The organism is Hanstruepera marina (assembly GCF_019880635.1).
Classification (GTDB): domain Bacteria; phylum Bacteroidota; class Bacteroidia; order Flavobacteriales; family Flavobacteriaceae; genus Hanstruepera; species Hanstruepera marina.
In genome coordinates, this window is sequence record NZ_JAINVX010000003.1 from 12,647 (window position 1) to 35,565 (window position 22,919).

Annotated in this window: 9 protein-coding genes; 5 read left to right on the forward strand and 4 right to left on the reverse strand. The window is 34.8% G+C overall.

Features of this window, described 5'->3' with window-relative positions:
- The first annotated feature begins 21 nt into the window (after window positions 1-21).
- A complete protein-coding gene (locus K7G76_RS10485; protein ID WP_223034172.1) occupies window positions 22-3,024 on the forward strand; it encodes a CHAT domain-containing protein in 3,003 nt (1,000 codons plus the stop codon).
- On the opposite strand, the gene K7G76_RS10490 is transcribed toward K7G76_RS10485, so the two are convergent.
- On the reverse strand, window positions 3,007-3,717 hold the full coding sequence (locus K7G76_RS10490; protein ID WP_223034173.1) for a tetratricopeptide repeat protein: 711 nt from the start codon (window positions 3,715-3,717) through the stop codon (window positions 3,007-3,009). The genes K7G76_RS10485 and K7G76_RS10490 overlap by 18 nt on opposite strands.
- Window positions 3,710-4,279: an RNA polymerase sigma factor gene (locus K7G76_RS10495; protein ID WP_223034174.1), complete on the reverse strand. Its 570-nt coding sequence runs from the start codon at window positions 4,277-4,279 to the stop codon at window positions 3,710-3,712. The genes K7G76_RS10490 and K7G76_RS10495 overlap by 8 nt, the downstream gene beginning before the upstream one ends.
- 169 nt (window positions 4,280-4,448) lie before the next feature.
- Here K7G76_RS10495 and K7G76_RS10500 point away from each other — a divergent pair, with 169 nt between their 5' ends.
- The 4 genes from K7G76_RS10500 (at window position 4,449) to K7G76_RS10515 (ending at window position 19,904) form a co-directional block, all read left to right on the forward strand.
- Window positions 4,449-8,339 (forward strand): hybrid sensor histidine kinase/response regulator transcription factor, encoded by a 3,891-nt coding sequence (locus tag K7G76_RS10500; RefSeq protein WP_223034175.1) that lies wholly within the window; start codon window positions 4,449-4,451, stop codon window positions 8,337-8,339.
- Window positions 8,340-8,582: 243 nt separating this feature from the next.
- Window positions 8,583-9,803 (forward strand): hypothetical protein, encoded by a 1,221-nt coding sequence (locus K7G76_RS10505; protein WP_223034176.1) that lies wholly within the window; start codon window positions 8,583-8,585, stop codon window positions 9,801-9,803.
- Window positions 9,804-9,837: 34 nt separating this feature from the next.
- Window positions 9,838-18,831: a MopE-related protein gene (locus K7G76_RS10510; RefSeq protein ID WP_223034177.1), complete on the forward strand. Its 8,994-nt coding sequence runs from the start codon at window positions 9,838-9,840 to the stop codon at window positions 18,829-18,831.
- A 116-nt stretch (window positions 18,832-18,947) separates the two neighbouring features.
- Window positions 18,948-19,904: a hypothetical protein gene (locus K7G76_RS10515; RefSeq protein WP_255572996.1), complete on the forward strand. Its 957-nt coding sequence runs from the start codon at window positions 18,948-18,950 to the stop codon at window positions 19,902-19,904.
- Window position 19,905: 1 nt separating this feature from the next.
- On the opposite strand, the gene ribB is transcribed toward K7G76_RS10515, so the two are convergent.
- A complete protein-coding gene (gene ribB, locus K7G76_RS10520; RefSeq protein WP_223034178.1) occupies window positions 19,906-21,060 on the reverse strand; it encodes a 3,4-dihydroxy-2-butanone-4-phosphate synthase in 1,155 nt (384 codons plus the stop codon).
- A 36-nt stretch (window positions 21,061-21,096) separates the two neighbouring features.
- Window positions 21,097-22,917 carry an LptF/LptG family permease gene (locus tag K7G76_RS10525; protein ID WP_223034179.1) on the reverse strand — a complete coding sequence of 607 codons (1,821 nt, stop codon included), beginning with the start codon at window positions 22,915-22,917 and terminating at the stop codon, window positions 21,097-21,099.
- Between the last annotated feature and the right edge of the window lie 2 nt (window positions 22,918-22,919).

Consider the following 22,919-nt stretch of genomic DNA (forward strand, 5'->3'; position numbering starts at 1 on the left):
TAAGTAACCAACTAACAATGAATGGGCTACTTAAGATTATTTTTTATTTGCTTACTTCCTGTATTGGGTTTTTCCCAACAGAATAAATTTCTTAACAACACATTTATTGCAGATTCCCTTGATAAAGTAGGAGAGTATGAACAATCTTTGAAGTATAGAAATTTAGCTTTAGAGGAGCCCGGTCATACTTCTCACTATATTAATTATTTAAATGCCAAATGGCATTATACCAACTCTTGTATTTTAGAGACAAAAGGTGGTAGAAAAAACATATTGGAAGGACTTGAACATTCTAAAAAAGCTTACCAATTAGTAGGGGATATGACTTCAAAAAATGATAATAAGCTTTTCTTTAAGCATGAAATACTGAATAGAATTTATCATCAATATGGATATACTGGACAGTGGCAAGAGACGTTAATACATGCTAAAAAAGACTATAGTGTTCTTCGAGATACCTTTCCTGAACATAGAATTGAGATATTATATATTTTAGATGATTTAGGTTTTATCTATAGTAAATTAGAAAACCCTGAAAAATCCAATGAGTACTATTTACGCTCATTTGAGCTTTATAAAGAATATCATCCTGAAAATTTAAAGGACGTTTATCTCAATAATAATAGAATCATAAACAATTACAGGAAGTTAGGTTTAAAAAATGAGGAATTTAAATTGTTGGCAGAATCGGAAAACTATTGGGATAATACCTATAAAGAAGACGATGCTTTCTTTCAGCGATTTAACTTTTATGACAAGCTCGCAGATTGGCACATTAATTATGGTAATAAGGAATTAGCAGAAAGCTATTTGTTTAAAAAAGAAGAACTTTTTGATTCTGTTGCTGACTCTCGAAAAAAAACGGAAAAAATCACCCTGGTTAGAAGAGAACGAGTCAACCTTAACGAGAATTACATTAAGTTATATTTAAAGCATAAAGATTATGATAAAGCAAAACGCTATATAAAAGAAACAAATGAACTTTTAAAGGATTCAACCGATAAATATAGATGGGACGTTATAAGTAAAGCCAACTTGTTTTTAAATGAATCTAAAATGCCAGATGTTGACTTTAATACAGGCGAAGATTTTCTTAAAAGTGCATTAAACTTAATCACAAAAAACACTGAAGAATATAACATAAACCCAATTCAATATCAAATTGAGTTGTTTGACTTCTATGTGAAGCATGCAAAGAAAGAACAAGCTCTAAAGTTATTAGAAGTGATTTTGCAAAATGAAGAGCTCACAAATCATGACAAGCTCCAATTGCTATTTAAAAAAGCTTTTCTATTACAAAATTCTTTACCTTTTGACGAGGTTGAAACTCATATTAAAATTGCCTTTTCAGTACTTTTGAATTCACCGAATTCGTCGTTTGATTTGAAAACACTCGATATTGAAGAATTTAATGAGTTTTATACGTTTGATATCCTAAATAATATCTTGGAAGTCGCCAATCTTTATCTTCAAGAATTTAATGCTACAAATGATACAGAGTATTTAGACACGGCTCAAAATCTTTTTGCACTTTCGTCACGCTTTTTTGAAAGAATATACAAAGGAGATGCTTTCAATGAGAACTTATATAATAGTTACAAGAGTATAGAAGAAGGCTTGCTCAATTGTGTATTGTCAAAGCCGTCAATAGAATTGTTTGATGAAACCTTGGAAGCTCTCGAAAATAATAGCTCTAGATTAACGTGGTCAAAATTTATCTATGGCAAAAATGGGAAGATGAATGTTCCTGATAGTTTGTTGCTTAAAGAAGAAAATTTAAAAGCGCTCGTAAACTATTATCAAGAGCGTATTTATGAAGAAAAACAATTACAAACAGCTAGTTTAGACACCTTAAAACTTCGTTTGACCGATTTGACTACCCAGTTGAAAAAACATCAAGACTATATAAGTAAAAAGTACATTCAGTACAACAATTCATTTACTATTCAAGACTTTAAAAACCATCTTAAAGCTGATGAGGTTGCCATAAAATATATTGTTTCTGAAAACGACATTTACGTTTTTACAATAACATCTAATAGTACTGATTTAAAGAAAATCACCAACGATGATGATATTACACTGTCAATTAATGATTTTGCAAAACAACTATCAACATTTAACTCCAATGTTGTGGTTCCAGATATACTGAAAAAGTTAGTGGAGCCAATAGCAGAAATGGATAAACAAAACATTGTTATTGTGCATTCAGGATTACTGAATATTTTGCCTTTTGAAGTGTTGTTGGCAGACTATTTTGATTCAAGTAAAGTTTTGCATTACACAAGTAGTCTTAAATTGTATGTTGAAGAAATAAACGCAAAACCTATCAACTCACAACTTAATGTAGGCATTTTTAAAGCTCAAAATGGTGGTTTGTTGAATCAAAATGGTTTTTTGCCAGAATTGGATAGAGAAATTGAAAGCATAAAAGACGTTGCTATTGCCACAGATTATTACATTAAAAATCGAGAAGACTTTTTTAAGAATGTAAAATCTCATAATGTGTTGCATTTTGGGATTCATACGACTATAGATGAAAACATGCCAGAATTGTCAGCATTAAACTTTGCTGAAAGTGAAGTCTTAATTGGGTCGCTTTATAGTGCTTCATTACAAGCCGATTTGGCTGTCTTGAGCGCTTGTGATACTGGAAATGGCGTTTTACAGAATGGCGAAGGAATTCAAAGCATTTCCAAAGCGTTTACTTATACTGGTGTACCAAGTACCGTTATGAGTTTGTGGAAAGTTGACGATAAAGCTACGGCAACAATCATGGGTAATTTTTATAAACACCTAGCTGAAGGAAAACCTAAAGATTTAGCTTTAAAACTGGCAAAGAAGGACTATCTTGATTCAGATATTGATGTAGAACTGAAACATCCGTACTACTGGTCTGGCTTTGTCATTTCAGGAAATATGCAACCGTTTAAGCCGCAAAATAAATTTAACTATTGGTGGTTGGCGTTATTAGTTTTACCAGCTATAGTTTTATATTATAAAAAATCAAAACTTGGAAAGTAAGTCTTTCGCTTTTATGTAGTTGTAGTTAGAAGGGGATTTGGTGATTTTTTCCAAAAGGTTTTTTGCCTTAACGGGTTCTTCATTTTTCAAATACGCCAATGCCAAGTACCATTTGCTTTTTTCTTGTAACCTATCATTCAGACTTTGGTGTTTTAAAAACGTTTCAATGGCTTTTGTAGTGTTTTCTATTTCCAAATAGCAAATAGCTTCATAAAACAATAATTCTGAATTATTTGAATTTTTATAGGCTTCATCAAAAAGTATTTGGGCTTGCTCATAAGCTTCACTTTCATAAGCTATAAAAGCAGATGTTTGATCATCTGAAATTGTATTACTCCTTACTATTGGATGAGAGGTGTTGCTGGCAACGGTGTAATAAGAATCAAAAAGCTTGTCAGGAGAACTTGAATTAAGATTCCATAGAAAACCTATGGAAATGAGTATCACAACTGAAGCTGCAACTAAATACCATTTAGTATTTGAGCTTTTATGCGAAATTTCATTTTCAACATCTACTAAAAATTGTTTGTTTTTTTGGTGTTCTTGTTTAAAAATCGCTTTTTTTACTTGAGTTTCAAACTCAAACTGTTCTTTAAAATCGTGATCTGAATCGAGTAATTTTTCAAACTCAATTATTTCGGATTTTGATAATTCATTCCGAAGGTATTTTGCTATTAATTCTTCCTTATCCATTATTTAATTGCTCATTAATCAATTCTTTTAAATTCTTTAGACAACGCGATTTTTGACTTTTCACAGTATTGTAATTACTATAGTTTAAATGCTCCTGTATTTCTTCCAAAGTCAAACCATTGTAATAGAAAAGCTTAAGTACTTTTTGACATTGTTCACCAAGTTTATCTAAACAAGATTCAATCAGCTTTTTATTATCATTAGTTGTTTCACTATATGTGCTGTCAATTGAGTTGACATAAAAATTCAATCTGTTTTCATCTAAATCTAAAGTTTCTAATTTACTGTCCTTTTTTAAGTTTTTAAAAATCAGATACTTTCCTATAGAAAATAAATAGGTCTTTACTGAGCTGTTTAATGCTAAAACTTTTCCATTAATAATATTTTCAGTAAAAGCGATAATGGCATCTTGATAAATATCCAATATTGTTTCCTTGTCCAAGTTGTATTTTAATCCAAAGTTTAAGAAAGCTTTGCGGTTTTCCTTATAGATAGCTTCAAGCACTTTTATGTCACCTTGCCTAATCAGTAAAAAAAGCTTTTCGGTTTGCTCTTTGCTCATTTAGTTAAATAAAAAGTAAAAGGTTAACCACATAATTGGAAAAAGATATCTAAAAGTAAGAAAACTATTAAAAAATTTTGGAAAAAGATGTTAACCTTTTCTTTAAGTAAACACAAAACTATACAAAGTATAAAGTAATTAATTGACTTTTGATGAAGCTAAACGTTTTATGAATAATTTAAAGACACAGATTCTTTTTTTTATATGGCCTATTGCTATGTTTTCGCAATATGTCAATAAGCAAATAACGTTTAGTGAGCTTACAGTAGAACATGGGCTTTCTCAAAATAGTGTTATAAGTATAGCTCAAGACCAAACGGGATTCATGTGGTTTGCAACACAAGATGGATTAAACAAATACGATGGTAAACAATTCATTCAATATCCCTATCAGTTTGAAGATGTAACGCGAAATACTTACAGTAAGTTAGGAAAAGTTTATATTGATAATTTTGACCAGGTATGGATAGTAACCAATTCTGGAATGCTTCACAAACATGAGCAAGCTTCGGGAAATTTCAATTTGGTTGACAAAATAGGTAATGTTAGTACACTTTTACAGTCTACAAACAACGATTATTTTATTGGTACTTATGGCTCTGGGTTGTATCATGTTTCAGAAAAAACAAAAGACACCATACAAATACTAAAACCAGAGGATAAACATTTAGTGGCTTATGATATGTATCAATTTGATGAAAGTATTTTGGTCGCCACTTCAAATGGCATTCTTGATATTAAAAGTGATGGAAAATATCAATTTATAGAAGTTGAAGACGGTACTAACTTTAGTTCGTTTTCAAGATTACCACAAAGCAAAAGGCTGTTTCTTGGAAGTTTTGGAAAAGGGTTGTTTATAGCTCATGAAGATGAAAAAAAGTTTGAACAGTTTACGGGTTTTAGTAACGATAAGCTTCCAGGAGATTTAATTATTCAAGATCTTTTGGTAGATAGTAGCGGAAAGCTATGGATAGCTACTTACGGAGATGGTGTGTTTTTGATTGATTTTTCTATAGAGACCATTCAACATTTTATAGCCAATAAAACCAATCCATTTGCTTTACATTACAATGATGTATTGTCTCTTTACGAGGATTTTACGGGTATTGTTTGGTTAGGAACAGATGGTTCAGGCTTGAGCTATTATGATAAAGATTTGGTGAAATTTAATGTCCTTACAAATAAACAAGCACCAGATAACGTGAACATAGATTTTGTAAGAGCCATTGCAGAAAGAAATGGAGATGTGTGGTTGGGCACTTCTAACAAAGGATTAACAACCATAAATTTTGAAACGGATGTTTATACGATGTACACTACAAAAAATTCATCGTTAGCAAGTGATAGAGTGATGAGTTTGCACAATAACGCAGAAGGGTTATGGATTGGACATCAAAACAGTGGTCTGCAAAAATTAGAGCACAACAAAAAGTTTAAAACTTTTGAGTCTACAAAAGGAATGTCTATTTGGAAAATTTATCAAGCCGAAGGCCAAAGGCTATGGTTATGCACTTTAAATGGTCTGATTCTTTTTGATGAACAGCAAGGCATTATTAAAAAATACCATTCAGAAAATTCTCTATTGCCATCAAACGCTATTAGAACTGTTGAAGCAGGTAGCAAAAATCAACTTTGGATAGGTACAGAAACTATTGGGTTATATCTTTTGGATACAGAAACCGATGCAATTACTGAAATCAAAGGGATTAAAGACAGAATAAAAACACTTTATTTTAATAAAGGAATTTTATGGATAGGCACCAATGGTAATGGTCTAAAATCATACAATACAAAAGATAAAACCATAAGACATTTTACAACTGAACAAGGCCTATCCAATAATGTTATTTATGGTATTCTATCAGCTTCTGATAACAATCTATGGTTGAGTTCGAACAAAGGGCTGATGGGAATTGCGATAGATGAAGATGAAATTATAGAGATTGAAAATTTTAATAATTATGATGGTTTACAGACTAATGAATTTAATACAGGTGCTTATTATAAAGATAATAAAGGCACCCTATATTTTGGAGGGTTAGAGGGTTTAAACTGGTTTGATCCCCAACAGCTATCTTATAACACTAGTAAACCCAAAACTGTAATTACAGGTTTTGAGATATTTGCAAAATCACATGCAATTTCGGAAAATCAAGTGTTTTCTGCGAAACAAAATACCATGACATTTACCTTTTCGGGATTGCATTATTCACAGCCCAATAGAAATCAGTATAAATATCAATTGGTAGATCATGATCCAGATTGGATTCTAGCTGGGAACAATAACAGAGCCCACTATACAAACCTACCGCCTGACGATTACACATTTAAGGTTATTTCAAGTAATTATGATGGCGTGTGGAATAAAGAGCCTGCTATATATAATTTTACTATTGAAAAACCTTGGTATTTAAGTTATCTAGCATTGATAAGTTATGGTTTTCTAGCCATCTTTATAAGTGTTTGGTTTTACAGATATTTGAAATGGCGTTGGCACGTAAAAATGCAATTAGAGCTTGAACATCAAGAAACCGAACGCTTAAAGAAGCTTGATGAATTTAAAACCAAGTTGTATACTAACATCTCACATGAGTTTAGAACACCGTTAACGCTCATTTCTGGCCCTATTGATAATCAATTGGCTAAACCTAATATTATTCCGAGTGATAGAAAAGAACTCTCATTGGTAAAGCAAAATGCAGATAGGTTACTTGACTTGGTCAATCAAATGCTTGATCTTTCAATGATAGATTCAGGACAGATTAAACTCAAGGTGTCAAACGGTAACTTAACGGTATTATTAAAACAGATTATCAGTGCGTTTCAGTATACCGCCAATAAAAAAGACATTGAAATTAAAAGCCACATTGAAAACCTTGATAATGTTTGGTTCGATAAAGATATTATTGAAAAGGTAATATCAAACCTATTGTCCAATGCTATAAAGTATACACCAAAAAACACCATCATAGTATTTGAAGCAACCAGGCAAGAGGATATCTTGGTTTTATCGGTGATAAATAAAAGCCAACAAGTAGGTAAAAAAGATTTGACTAAATTATTTCAGCGTTTTTATCAAGACAATGAGCTTTCCGATGGAGTAGGTGTTGGTTTAGCTCTGGTTCGTGATTTGGTAGACTTATCAAAAGGAACAATCATTGCCAATAATATCGATACTGACAAAATTCAATTTACAGTATCACTGCCCATAACAAAATCAGCTTTTAATGACAATGAAGTAATTATCCCTCAAAAGGATTTTAATATCCAGAAAAAATTAAATGGTTCTGTTCATTTAGATAAACATAAACCCATTTTGTTGATTGTTGAAGATGAACCAGATATTAGAACTTTTATAGTATTGTCTTTCAATGAAGATTACCAAATTATTGAAGCCGATAATGGAAAGTCTGGTATTGAAAAAGCACAAAAGCATCTCCCAGATTTGATTATTAGTGATGTGATGATGCCTGTTCAAGATGGTATTGAATTATGTGATAATATAAAAAATAATGAACTCACAAGTCATATTCCAGTTATATTGTTAACGGCAAAAGTTGGTGAACAAAACGAAATCACAGGAATAAGAACAGGTGCAGATGCTTATATAACAAAGCCTTTCAACAGTGAAAAGCTTAAAGTAGTGGTTAAAAATCTTATTGAGAGTAGACAATTACTGCAAAAACATTTCAGTAAAACACTAAATATCAATCCTGAATTAGCAATAACATCTACTGAAGAAGAATTTCTAAAAAGACTTCAAAATGTTGTAGAAACTCACATTACCGATTCTGAATTTACCAGTGACCGGTTTGGAAAGCTCATGCAAATGAGCAGAACGCAATTACATAGAAAGCTTAAAGCAATTTCTAATATGTCTACTAGTGAATTTATTCGTTCCCATCGATTAAACCTTGCTACAAACTTACTTGAAAAGTCAGATGCTACTGTTTCTGAAGTAGCTTATCAAGTAGGGTTCAATACGCCTTCATATTTTATTAAGTGTTTTAAAGATTCTTATGGGTTTACACCTAATGAATATCTCTCAAAATGCCTATAACTGTTACTGTTTCCAGTCAATGTAACATATCTTTTATCTTTTGGAACATATCTGTTATCCATTAGATAAGCTTCCACATAATTTTATCCTATTCTAAATATAAAATGTAATGGAAAGTGATATAACAAGCGCAGCCAAAAAAGAAAAAATATACTTAAGTATTGATCATCTTAAAAAGGGACAGTACGAGCTTGAAATATTGCTTAATAATAAAATAATAAAGACAATTAAAATCTCAAAACCATGAAAACAAAAATCAACTTTATTCTTTCCGTATTCATTTTAATTATCGGTTGCACATCGGATGACAATGACAACAATGATACTAATAACATAAATACTAATGATTTGTCTTCCATTCAAGGTGATTGGTATCGGGTAGGCGGTAATAACCCCAATAACAATGGTATGAAAGTGAATGTGGATAATGATCAAGGAATTATTGAAGTGCCCGCTTTGTCAAATTTTCAAGTTGATGATGTGAAATGGGCAGATATTTTACAATCTGATAATGATGATAATCTATTTACATATCAAGAATTGGGAAGTAATTATAATTATTTCGATGCTACCATGGAATTAGGAGTTGATGATACATTGAGAATCAATATTGCAAGTTCAGGGGTTGGTAATATTCAAAAATGGGTAAGAACTTATATTGAACCAAACGAACCAGAACAACATGACTGCGCTCAATATGGAGGAGATGGCTTTTCGGATGGACGAACTGAAAATTGGGACGAATTCAATGAATTTGATTTATACCCGGCTTTACTGGCAACACCAAGCGAACCAGGTGGTGGCTATTTCACATTTGAAATTGGTACACAATTGGTTCCAGGAGTATCCATATATTCTCCTTTAGGAACATCAGGTACAATTTTTACAGGCTCTTCTGCAGGTACTTCAGACCCTAATACTAATCGCATGGCATTTTTGGCACATCCTGAAATAGTCTATGATGTTCGAGTCAATCCAGCTCATGGTAGCGCCGCATTTCCCCTAGAATATACCATGTCTTGGTCCTATACACCAACTGAAGATTGTTATGAGCCAAACAATACGTTTCAACAGGCCAAGTTTATACCAAAGGATGAGACTCTTGAAGCTTATGGAATATCTGGATACGTGACTAATTATGTGTCTTCAGGAGATGAGAACACTTATGATTGGTATAAATTTACAACTACTACAGAAAGTAGATTACGTTTTACATTAGAAAGCTGCCCTTCAGATTTAACGGTTTGGTGTAATTTACTAAATAGTGACGGAAATTTTGTTAATAGTCCCCCAACAACTATATCTGGCAATACATTTTATGTTGAATCCAATGGTTATGTGCCATCAGGAACATATTACGTCCAATTAGAATTGACGGGTGACGTTGCAGTAGATTTAAACACGCGAAGTATTCCTGAATTCTGGACTACGCCATACGAATTCAGAGTTGAGGCTATTGAGTAAAGAGAAATATAAAATGCTATTAATCAAAAATATTATGAAACTGTTTTTTAACTTAAAAACCCCAATCCTCTTTTGTTTAATACTGTGCTTACCAGTTACATTGTTTGCGCAAGCCCCAACTGAGCCCTCAACAGCATTTGTTGTTGAAAGTACAACTTCATCAACAATTACAATAAGTTTTACTCCAGGTATTGGAAGTAGTAGGCTTATTGTTGCAAATGAGGGTACACATACCGGACCTGTGAGTGACTTCTCTACTTTTCAATTTCCAGGAGTCAAATCTTATGGATCAACACCATTTTCTCAAGGCTCTGGTTATATTGTTTATGTTGGTCCAGAAGCATCCAATATTACACTTACTGGATTTTCTGAAGGTACAACATATTATTTTACAGTATATGAAGGTAGTAGCTCTAGTTCTTTTTTTGGTAGTCCTGTATTACTTGGTGAAGCAACAATAGCTGCGCCTACAGTTCCAACTTTGCAAGCTAGTTTCACTTCTTTTGTTGCCAATGCTACCAGCATGACCCTCAATTTTGATAGTGGTGATGGTTCTAATCGCATTGTACTTGCTAGAGAAGGTGGTGCAGTAAATGCTGAACCTATAGATGGAATCACTTATTCGGCAAATACATCATTTCCTTTTGGGAGCCAAATAGGTTCAGGAAATTATGTGGTTTATAACGGTTCAGGAAATACAGTTCAAGTAAATAATCTTCAGTTTGGTAGTACTTACCATTTTGCTATTTTTGAGTATAATGGTTCTTCAGGTAGTGAACTTTATTTAAAACCTGGAGATACAGATTCAGAGAGTACTTATGTAGCTCCAGCTAGTCCAGCAACTTCTTTGGTGTTTTCGGGTATAGATACTGATGAGTTTGATTATGATTTTACTAAAGGTTCAGGACAAAGACGTATCACGATTGCTAGACAAGGTAGTCCTGTTAACGTAACGCCTCAAAATGGTATAGATTATTCTCATGATGTAGATTTTGGAGAAGGTGACAATCTTGGCGATGGCGGTGATGGTTCAGGGAATAGTAATTTTGTTGTTGGAGATACTAACTTTGAAAATGGATTTATAAGAAGTCTTAACCATAGCACAACCTATCATATTAAGATTTTTGAATATAATGGTAGTGGAACCCAAACATTATACAATACAACACCTTTATCAGGTAGTACAACCACTTTATCTAGACCATCTTCTCATGGTAGCTTTCAAACCACTACAAACATTGATGGGGACAGAGTAACTTTAAACATAACTGCTGGAGATGGACAAGGTAGAATTATTATAGCCAGAAAAGATGCTCCTGTTAATGTGGAGCCAGTAGACTTTTCTAGCTATTCCACTAATTTTACATTTGGAAATGGTGCTAATTTAGGTGATGGTGGAGATGGTACTAGTAATAATAATTTTGTTGTTTCCTACACCGGAAATTTGTCTCCAAAAACCATTACTAATTTAGATGCCAATAGCACCTATTATTTCAAAATGTTTGAATACAATGGAAATTCATTTGATAATAAACTGTTTTTAACCTCTCAACCCTCACAAGGAAGTGTATCAGGTGTAGAAACATCAGCAACAACGCTTGGTTATCCAGATCAGGCATCTACTGGGTTTACATACACAGCTTATGCCAGCAGAATATTTTATAACTTTTCGTCTCAAGGTAATGGCTCTAAACGTTTAGTAATAGCAAGGAAAGATACACCAATTGATGATGCTATTGTACCAACGTTACATAGTTCGAATTATATAGCAGATGAAAATTTTGGTGCAGGCACAGATCTTGGCAATGGACATTATGTAATATATAACGATAACTTCAATAGTGGCAATTTAAGAAATGTAGAGCCTGGTGCGACCTATTATTTTAGGATTTTCGATTTTAACGAAAATGCCACCGAAAGTTTTTATTTTACTTCAGCCGATGATAGCTCTAAAGGCACAGCTGTAGCTATGGACTATCCGTCAAGTCAACCAACCGATGTAAGCTTTAATAATGTATTGGGTAATGAAATGCGGATTAACTGGACTGGTGGCGACGGAACAGGAACTTTTATAGTAGCCAGTACCGTTGACCCAATTACATGGGAGCCACAAGATTTAGAGTATTATTATGCTAATAGTAGATATGCATTAAGTTCAACTTATAGAGTAGCTCCTAATACTTATGGTGTTTATCAAGGAACAGGTTCAACGGCGTTGATACGTAATTTGACACCAGGAACTACCTATTATTTTGCCCTCTTTGAATATAATGGAAATACGTCTTCATTTGATAAAATATATTTGCGTCCTGCAGCCTTTGCAAGCCAAACGACTTTTGGGCCTCCAACAGATAATGCCACAAACTTAACAACAAATACTATTGATGGCGATAGATTTAATGTAAGTTTTACCAAAGGAAATGGTAGTCGTAGAATAGTTGTAGCGACTATTGATGGTGCAACACCAATTATACCAACAGATGGACAGGACTATGAAGCATGGTATAAGTTTGGAGAAGTTGGTCCTATTCCTAATAACGATAATAATAAACTGGATGATTTTAATTATGTAGTATATAAAAATGAAGCATCATCACCATCAACAGCAGGATTTTCTTTACAAGGCTTACAACCAAACACAACCTATCATTTAAATGTTTATGAGTATAATGGTACAGTAGTAAACACATCTTATCTCACAGTAAACGATAACGATGGAGATCCCGTGGCAAGTATAAGTGAGACAACTTTAGGAACACCTACTGTACAAGCTCATACCATATCATTTTCAGAATTAACTGGAAATAGTGTGAAAGTAAATTGGGTAAATGGTGATGGCGATGGTCGTATTTTGATTGTTAAAGAAGGAAGTCCTGTAGATTTAGCAGCAGGATTCCCTGAAGACCTTGATGATTATAATGCATCATCTAGTTTTATTACAGCAGAAGATTTGGGTGGTGGTAATTTTGTGGTTTACGATGGTGCAGGTAGTAGTACACAAAATAATATTACAAACCTTAATCCTGGCACCACCTATTATTTTCAACTTTTTGAGTTTAATGGTATTAATGGTAAGGTCTATCTTCGTCCAGGTAGTGCTATAGAAAGTGTGACTACTTTAGGTTTAGAGCCCCCAACAATACCTTCTAGTAATATGAATTTCACTGATATAAGTACTACTAGATATAGAGTTAATTTTACACCAGGTGATGGGCAAAGACATATGGTCATAGCAAGAAAGGGAAGTCCGGTTGATGTTTCAACAATTCCTATAGATGGTATTCAATACAATGCAGGAGTTACCGGTGTTTTTGCAGATGGAGATGTAGTAGGTTCAGACCAATATGTAGTATATGATGGTACTTCTAGTACATTTACTTTAAGTGATCTAGACCATTCATCTACTTATTATTTTAAAGTGTTTGAATACAATGGGACTGGGACAAGTACCTTATATTTAACGGATAGTTTTTTAACTGGTAACCAAGCTACATTAACATATCCAACCATACAAGCTAGTAACTATTTTATCAATACAAGAACGCCTTACTCTATAGATGCTAGCTGGACTAATGGTAACGGACAAGGAAGATTGGTGGTAGTAAGAGCTAATGAGGAAGTGAATGTTGATCCTGTAGATTTAATTGAATATTCTGCAAACTCTAATATTACTTTAGGAGATGATTTAGGTGGGGGCAACATAGTGGTTCAACAAGGTCTAAATGATTTTATTTCAGTAACTAACTTACAACCACATACAATTTACCATTTCGCTGTCTATGAATACAATGGTACATTTAACAGCAAGTTATATTTAAAACCAGCATATACCTTTAGTACAGAAACCTATAGTGAAACACCTCCAACGGTTCAAGTGTCAAATGTTGGGTTTTCAAATATAGGTGGAACATCATTTGATATAGCCTTTACTAAAGGAGATAGACTGCACAGAATGGTGGTGGCAAGAGAAAGTGGTACAGCTAGTGTTGAGCCTCAAGATTTAACTAATTACGTGCCTAATAACACATTTGGATTAGGTTCAGAAATAGGCACTGGTAATTTTGTGGTTTATGATGGTTATGGAGAAAATGTACACGTACAAGGGCTTGATGTGGGCACCAATTACACTTTCGATTTTTATGAATATGCAATCACTGCTGATGGTAAATATTATTTAAGACCTGCCTTAACCGCATCACAAGCAACAGCTTCTCCTCCAAATCAAGCTACAAACTATAACAATGCGGATCCTTGTAATGCAAGTTCAAATATTAGTTGGAGTAACGGAGATGGAATAGGTAGAATAGTAGTAGTGAGTGAGGTACCCTTGAATGCATTACCTGTGCAAGGTGTAGAATACACCGCTCAACTTAATTATACTAGTGGAGATGCTATTGGCAATGGTTTTGTTGTCTATAAAGGTAATTCCGAAAGCATAAACATAGTAAACCTAACACCTTTCACTAATTATTATGTGAATATTTTTGAATACAATGGCTTACAAAATGATCCGGCTTATAACCTGACCGCGCTTTCAGGTGTTATAGGCGATACAGTAAACCCTGTAGCTTCCTGTGGCAATATAACAGTTGCTTTAGATGAATTTGGAGAAGCCACAATTACTGTGATTGATGTTGATAATGGTTCTTCTGATAACTGTGAAATAGATACTAGAACTATTGATATCTCCAGTTTTACTTGTGAGGATGTTGGAGAGAATACGGTTACATTAACGGTAACTGATTTATTTGGAAATACTGCTAGCTGTAATGCAACAGTTACAATTGTTGATGCAATCTCTCCAACCTTAACTCCAGTAGATGATGGAGTTGAAAGTTTGGATGCTAACTGTGAGTTTACAGTTCCAGATTATACAGGATTAACCACCGCTACAGACAATTGCGGAACAGCTACGGTAACCCAATTCCCAGTAGCAGGTACAGTATTAACAGGACATGACACAACACAAGAAGTCATCCTCACAGCCAATGATGGCAATGGAAATACAGCAGAGACAAGCTTTACCATTACCTTACAAGATGCTATTGCACCAGTACTAACAGCGGTAGCAAATAGAAATGAAAACCTAGATGCTAATTGTGAGTTTACAGTTCCAGATTATACAGGATTAACCACCGCAACAGATAATTGCGGAACAGCTACGGTAACCCAATTTCCAGTAGCTGGCACAGTGTTAACAGGACATGACACAACACAGGAAGTCATCCTCACAGCCAATGATGGCAATGGAAATACAGCAGAGACAAGCTTTACCATTACCTTACAAGATGCTATTGCACCAGTACTAACAGCGGTAGCAAATAGAAATGAAAACCTAGATGCTAACTGTGAGTTTACAGTTCCAGATTATACAGGACTAACCACGGCTACAGACAATTGCGGAACAGCTACGGTAACCCAATTCCCAGTAGCAGGTACAGTATTGACAGGACATGACACAACACAGGAAGTCATTCTTACCGCCAATGATGGCAATGGAAATACAGCAGAGACAAGCTTTACCATTACCTTACAAGATGCTATTGTACCAGTACTAACAGCGGTAGCAAATAGAAATGAAAACCTAGATGCTAATTGTGAGTTTACAGTTCCAGATTACACAGGATTAACCACCGCTACAGACAATTGCGGAACAGCTACGGTAACCCAATTTCCAGTAGCAGGAACGGTATTGACAGGACATGACACAACACAGGAAGTCATCCTTACCGCCAATGATGGCAATGGAAATACAGCAGAGACAAGCTTTACCATTACCTTACAAGATGCTATTGTACCAGTACTAACAGCGGTAGCAAATAGAAATGAAAACCTAGATGCTAATTGTGAGTTTACAGTTCCAGATTACACAGGATTAACCACCGCTACAGACAATTGCGGAACAGCTACGGTAACCCAATTTCCAGTAGCAGGAACGGTATTGACAGGACATGACACAACACAAGAAGTTATTCTCACGGCCAATGATGGCAATGGAAATACAGCAGAGACAAGCTTTACCATTACCTTACAAGATGCTATTGTACCAGCACTAACAGCGGTAACAAATAGAAATGAAAACCTAGATGTTAACTGTGAGTTTACAGTTCCAGATTATACAGGACTAACCACGGCTACAGACAATTGCGGAACAGCTACGGTAACCCAATTCCCAGTTGCAGGAACGGTATTGACAGGACATGACACAACACAAGAAGTTATTCTCACAGCCAATGATGGCAATGGAAATACAGCAGAGACAAGCTTTACCATTACCTTACAGGATGCTATTTTACCAGCACTAACAGCGGTAACAAATAGAAATGAAAACCTAGATGCTAACTGTGAGTTTACAGTACCAGATTATACAGGACTAACCACGGCTACAGACAATTGCGGAACAGCTACGGTAACCCAATTTCCAGTAGCTGGCACAGTGTTGACAGGACATGACACAACACAGGAAGTCATCCTTACCGCCAATGATGGCAATGGAAATACAGCAGAGACAAGCTTTACCATTACTGTTAAGGGGACAAATATATTTTACGCTGATACTGATAATGATGGTTATGGAGATGCTAATTTTTCAGTATTAGATTGTTTAGCTCCATCAGGATATGTTTCTGACAATACTGATTGTAATGACAATGATATAAATATTAATCCTGGGCAAATAGAGATACTTGATAATGGTAAGGACGACGATTGCAACCCCTCGACTTTAGATTCATCAGCAAATGTAGACAACGATGGAGACGGTCAAACGGAGAACGAAGGTGATTGCGATGATACGAATCCAGCAATCTATGCAGGTAACACCGAAGTGCCATACAATGGCATTGATGATGACTGTAATGCAGCTACGCCAGACGACGATTTGGATGGCGATGGGTATTTACAATCGGAAGATTGTGATGACAACAATTTCAATGTCAATCCAGGTGCAACAGAAATCCCAGACAATGGCATTGATGATGACTGTAACCCAGGCACGCCAGATAGTTCCTTGGATGTTGACAACGACGGAGACGGTCAAACAGAGAACGAAGGTGATTGTGATGATACCAATCCAGCCATTTTCGCAGGTAACACCGAAACACCTTATAACGGCATAGATGATGACTGTAACCCAGCCACTTTGGACGATGATCTAGATGGCGATGGTTACCCGTTAGCAGAAGACTGTGACGACAACAATGCGTTGGTGAACCCAGGAGCAGAAGAGATACTGGACAACGGTATTGATGACGACTGTAATCCAGCGACCCCAGACAGTGCGTTGGATGTTGACAACGATGGCGATGGTCAAACAGAGAACGAAGGCGATTGTGATGATACCAATCCAGCAATCTATGCAGGTAACACTGAAATACCATACAATGGATTGGATGATGACTGTAATGCCGCTACACCAGACGACGATTTGGATGGTGATGGTTACCCGTTAGCAGAAGACTGTGACGACAACAATGCGTTGGTGAACCCAGGAGCAGAAGAGATACTGGACAACGGTATTGATGACGACTGTAATCCAGCGACCCCAGACAGTGCGTTGGATGTTGACAACGATGGCGATGGTCAAACAGAGAACGAAGGCGATTGTGATGATACCAATCCAGCAATCTATGCAGGTAACACTGAAATACCATACAATGGATTGGATGATGACTGTAATGCCGCTACACCAGACGACGATTTGGATGGTGATGGGTATTTACTATCAGAAGACTGTGATGACAACAATTTCAATGTCAATCCAGGTGCAACAGAGATTCCAGACAATGGCATTGATGACGATTGTAATCCAAGCACGCCAGATAGTTCATTGGATATTGACAACGATGGCGATGGTCAAACAGAGAACGAAGGTGATTGCGATGATACCAACCCAGCGATCTATGCAGGCAATGTAGAAATCCCAGACAACGGTATAGACGACGACTGTAATCCAAACACGCCTGATAGTAATGATGGATGTATTGAATACACAGATGATTTTATTGTAAATCCATTAACACATTCTGGAACTGGATTTAATACGGTATCATTTGCATTGCCAAACAATAGTCAAGAGGTGTCTTTTACAATTTTTGAGATAGGACAAAAGTTACGAGGAAATCCTAATAACCAATATATAGAGTTTGTGGATGTGTATTATGTTGATGAATTTGGAGCTTCGATTTTGTATAATACGTATAGTGGTTCTAATACGAGTGAAGCATCAATTTTAATTTCCGATATAGTACAATCTGTTACGGTAATGTTATATGATGGTGAAAACAATAGTTCAGGAAATTCAACTATGAATATAAGTTTTAGTCCTGTAACTTTCTGTGTCAATAACGTGGCATGTGATTCAGATTCTGATGGTGATGGGGTATGTGATGACTTGGATGTTTGTGAAGGATTCGATGATATGGTTGACTCTGATACAGATGGAATACCAGATGGTTGTGATGTCTGTCCAGACTCTGCAACTGATGATAACGACAATGATGGTGTATGTGATGACTTGGATGTTTGTATTGGCTTTGATGACAATATAGATACTGATGGTGATGGCGTACCAGATGGGTGTGACGTTTGTCCAAATGATGCCACAGATTCCTGTAATTCAAATGTATGTGCACCAGATCAAATATTAATTTGCCATATGAAGAATAATGGAACCACAGTAGAAATGTGCGTAAGAGAAAACCAATTACAACGCCATTTAGATCATGGCGATACTTTAGGTAGTTGCAACAATCAACGTGATAGCGTTTTTAATAAAGAAGAGGTTGTATTATATCCTAATCCAGTTAAGCAATCATTAACTTTAGATATTAAGAATATGACCATTACGAATGCTAAGGTTTCTATTTACAATAAATTGGGGCAGTTGGTATATCAAGACTTAAAAGTTGATAAGAATAATATATCCATTGCGATATCTAACTATATCACTGAAGCAGGAGTGTACTTTGTCTTTATTGAACAAGATGGAGTCCGATTACAAGACCGATTTATATTTTCAAATAACTAATATTTATATAGTTGCTGTTAATTAATTTGAGGAGAAGGGGGAATAGGCTACTCATTTAGAGTGCCTTTCCTCTTTTTTAATTATATTTATTAAACATTAACCAAATAACTAAAAACATGAAATCAAAAATTTTATTACCCATTCTAATGCTATTTTTAGTAGTTTCTTGCAAAAATGAAAATAAGAAAACAGAACCTGTAGATGAAGAAATAGTAGAAGTTGCAGAAACCATTCAAGAACCTGAAAATGTCATAGACATAGTAACTCGAAGTATGGAATTCCAAATGACAGATACTATTCCGTCAGGGTGGAATACGTTTAAGTATGACAATAAAGCCAATGAAACCCATTTTTTTAGGTTTATTAAGTTGCCAGAAAATATTTCTATAGAGAATTACAAAGAAGAAGTAGATCCTGTTTTTGAAGAAGGAATGGATTTAATTAATGAAGGGAAACCAGAAGACGGATTTGCCGCTTTTGGAAAGCTACCAGAATGGTTTGGGAAATGTGTGCCATTTGGTGGTTCGGGTTTAATTGCGCCAAAGCATTCAACTGTAACAACTTTATTACTGGATCCTGGGAATTATATCGTTGAGTGTTACGTAAAAATGCCTAATGGGAAGTTTCATTCGACTATGGGTATGATTAAGGATTTTAATGTTTCAGAAGTTAATAGTAATAATGAGCAACCTATGGAAACTGAAACTATTAGCGTAAAAGAAGATGGTTTCTATTTTAATGAAATTATTTCAAAAGGGAAACATATTTTTAAAGTTCAAGTTGAAAGTCAAAAATTACATGAGAATTTCGCATTAACCGATGTTCATCTTGTAGAATTAGCTAACACGGCCAGTTTAGATGCTTTAGAGGCCTGGATGGTTTGGTATGACCCTAAAGGTTTTATTACGCCAGCTCCTGATGGAGTTACTTTTTTAGGTGGTTATAATGATGATACAGAAGGAAGCGTAGGCTATTTTTATGCAGATTTAAAACCCGGAAAGTATGCCTTGATAGCCGAAGTACCTAATGCAAAAGAAAAAGGATTGTTTAAAGTATTTAACGTAACGGATTAGATTAGTAATTCACGTATTCTACAATTTCCAAACCATAACCAATCATACCAACACGTTTGGTCTGTTCGCTATTGGAAATTAAACGCAGTTTATGAATATCTAAATCGTGTAAAATTTGAGCGCCTATACCAAAATCCTTACTATCCATTTCAATACGTGGTGCTTTGGTAATTTGACCAGGTACTTGAGAATTTTTTAGAGTGTTTAAGCGCTTTAAAAGGTTCATAGATTGTGATTGCTGATTGATAAAAATAATGGCACCTTTTTCTGCGTTGTTAATTACGCGAAACATATCATCCAGTTTTTGTTCAGCATTGTTGGTTAAGGTGCCCAATATATCATGGTTAACTAGGGTAGCGTTTACACGTGTTAAAACAGGCTCTTCAGCAGACCAACTACCTTTTGATAGTGCAATATGAACTTGATTGTTTGTAGTTTGCTTATAGGCTCTTAATCGGTATTTGCCAAAACGTGTCTCTAATTCAAAATCTTCAATTTTTTCAATAAGAGAATCGTGCTGCATGCGATAAGCTACTAAATCTTCTATCGACACGATTTTCAAGTCAAATTTTTTAGCGACTTTAATTAGTTGCGGCAAACGTGCCATAGTCCCATCTTCATTCATGATTTCAACAATAACACCGGCTGGTTTTAAACCGGCCAATCGGGCGAAATCTATTGCTGCTTCGGTATGTCCAGTACGTCTTAAAACGCCTCCTTCTCGAGCCACTAATGGAAAAATATGACCAGGGCGAGCAAGATCAAATGATTTGGTTTCTGGGTCAACCAGCGCTTTAACGGTTTTGGCTCGATCACTAGCCGAAATACCTGTTGTGACACCATTTCCACGTAAATCTACAGATATGGTGAAAGCCGTTTCCATTGGATCGGTGTTGTTGTTCACCATCATACCTAATTCTAATGCTTTACAACGTTTTTCTGTCAATGGTGTACAGATTAAACCACGGCCATGCGTTGCCATAAAGTTTATCATTTCAGGTGTAACTTTTTCGGCTGCAGCCAAAAAATCGCCTTCATTTTCACGGTTTTCATCATCTACTACAATAATGACTTTACCTTGACGAATGTCATTAATGGCATCTTCAATTCTATCCAACGTAATAGTTTTATTCGATTCGGTTTTGATCGTAGACATAACAATGTAATTGAGTTGCAAAGATATTGCTTATTTTCAACTTTCAGGTAAGACCGCTTTTAATTTATTTCGTCTGAAATAATAAATAACAGGGTAAAAAATCAAGCTTAAGAGTGTTGGAATAATACCTTGAATAAATAATTTAGTTTGAATGAGGTTCAGTATTTTTGACATTGCCCAACGTTCCTGAAAGAAATAGATCGTGTAAACAATCCAAGAAATGACACTTAATTGAATACTTATTTCTGCAAATTCAGGTAGTTTATTGTTTCTGAAAATAAAAAATAGAATTAAAGATATTAACCCAAAGCCATAGAATACAATAGCAATTCTGCTAATAGATTTATAGTTTTTGTATAGGGGTAAAAATGTTTTTTTAATTTCAGGTTCTAATTTAAGTTCTGATGGTTGTGTTTCAGAATCCCCTTTGTTTTTTACGATTTTTGAGCTTACTAATTTTTTTAATGGCTCTATTATATGGTCGAATTCAAATAGACCTCTGTCTGCAGTAGCTCTTTTTGTCAAGTAAACTCCCAATGGTAACATAATTAACGTGGAGAACCACGAAGCAAATACAGGATTTAAACTACCATCTTTCGCACTGTTCTTTGCGAAAATCCCAATAAAGTGATAGGTAAGGAATAACAAAATAGCAATTACCATTGGTAGACCTATACCACCTTTTCTAATTAAAGCCCCTAGCGGTGCACCAACAAAAAATAAAATGATACAGGCAAATCCTAAAGCTAATTTTTCATGTAAAGCAATAATATGTTTATTTAACCATATGTTTTTGTCTTGAAAGTGTTTGTCTTTAATTTCAACAATTTGCATAGAGCTTTTTGTTGCATTAATAGCCATATCCAGTAATTGCACCTTTTTTCTATTTGAAAATAATGATAGCACATCACCATTAAAAACTGTGTCTTTTTTAGTGTTTACGCCAACATTTAAAACAGGTAGGTTGGAACGGTTATACAAACTTGTTGCAAATTCAGAATATTCATTATTAAGCCCCGTATGTAAGCTGTCAATAGTATAGTTTAAATCTGAAATGTTAAGCATGTTGTATTTGTCAGAAATATTTTTTTCATCCAAATCTTCTTGATTTAATCCCGATAAATCAATATTAATCGTGTACTTTTTAAAGAAACTTTTTGTCATGGGATGACGCAAGCGCTCTTTTGAGTCTTTTGGTGGGGAATCGTCATAAAAATAGCCATCATAAAGAATAAACTTAAGTACGTCTGAATCTTCATTACCAATTAGTTCGCCTGTTTTTGATATTATAGTGGTGTAGTTACCAATACCATTACCAGTTTTTTTATGCATGACAACGCTATCTAAAAATTGCCCTCTGTCACCATGTTTGTTTGCTACTTTTATGTTGTAATCCATAACCTCGTTAAACTGGCCTTCGGCTATAGCCATGGCAGGTTTCAACTTGGCAATATTTTTTCTTAAGTTATAGGAATTAATTTCTGCCCAAGGGATAACATTATTTGAAAAAAAGAACGTTGTAATACCTAATACTACAATAAATATACTTAAACCAGCCATAGAGCGTTGGAGTGAAATTCCAGTCGACTTCATGGCGGCGAACTCATAGTTTTCGGCAAAACTTCCAAAGACCATAATGGATGCCAATAGTATGGTAAGTGGTAATACTAAAGGAATCAGCTTTGGTGTAAAGTAAAATAAAAACTTTGCAACAACAATTATATCTAAATCTTTACCAGCCAACTCTTTTATGTAGAGCCAGATAGTTTGTAAAACAAAAATCAGCATGAGAATTACAAACACGCTGATAAAAGTTTTTAGGTATGTAGATAGTATGTATCGATCTAAAATTTTCAAAT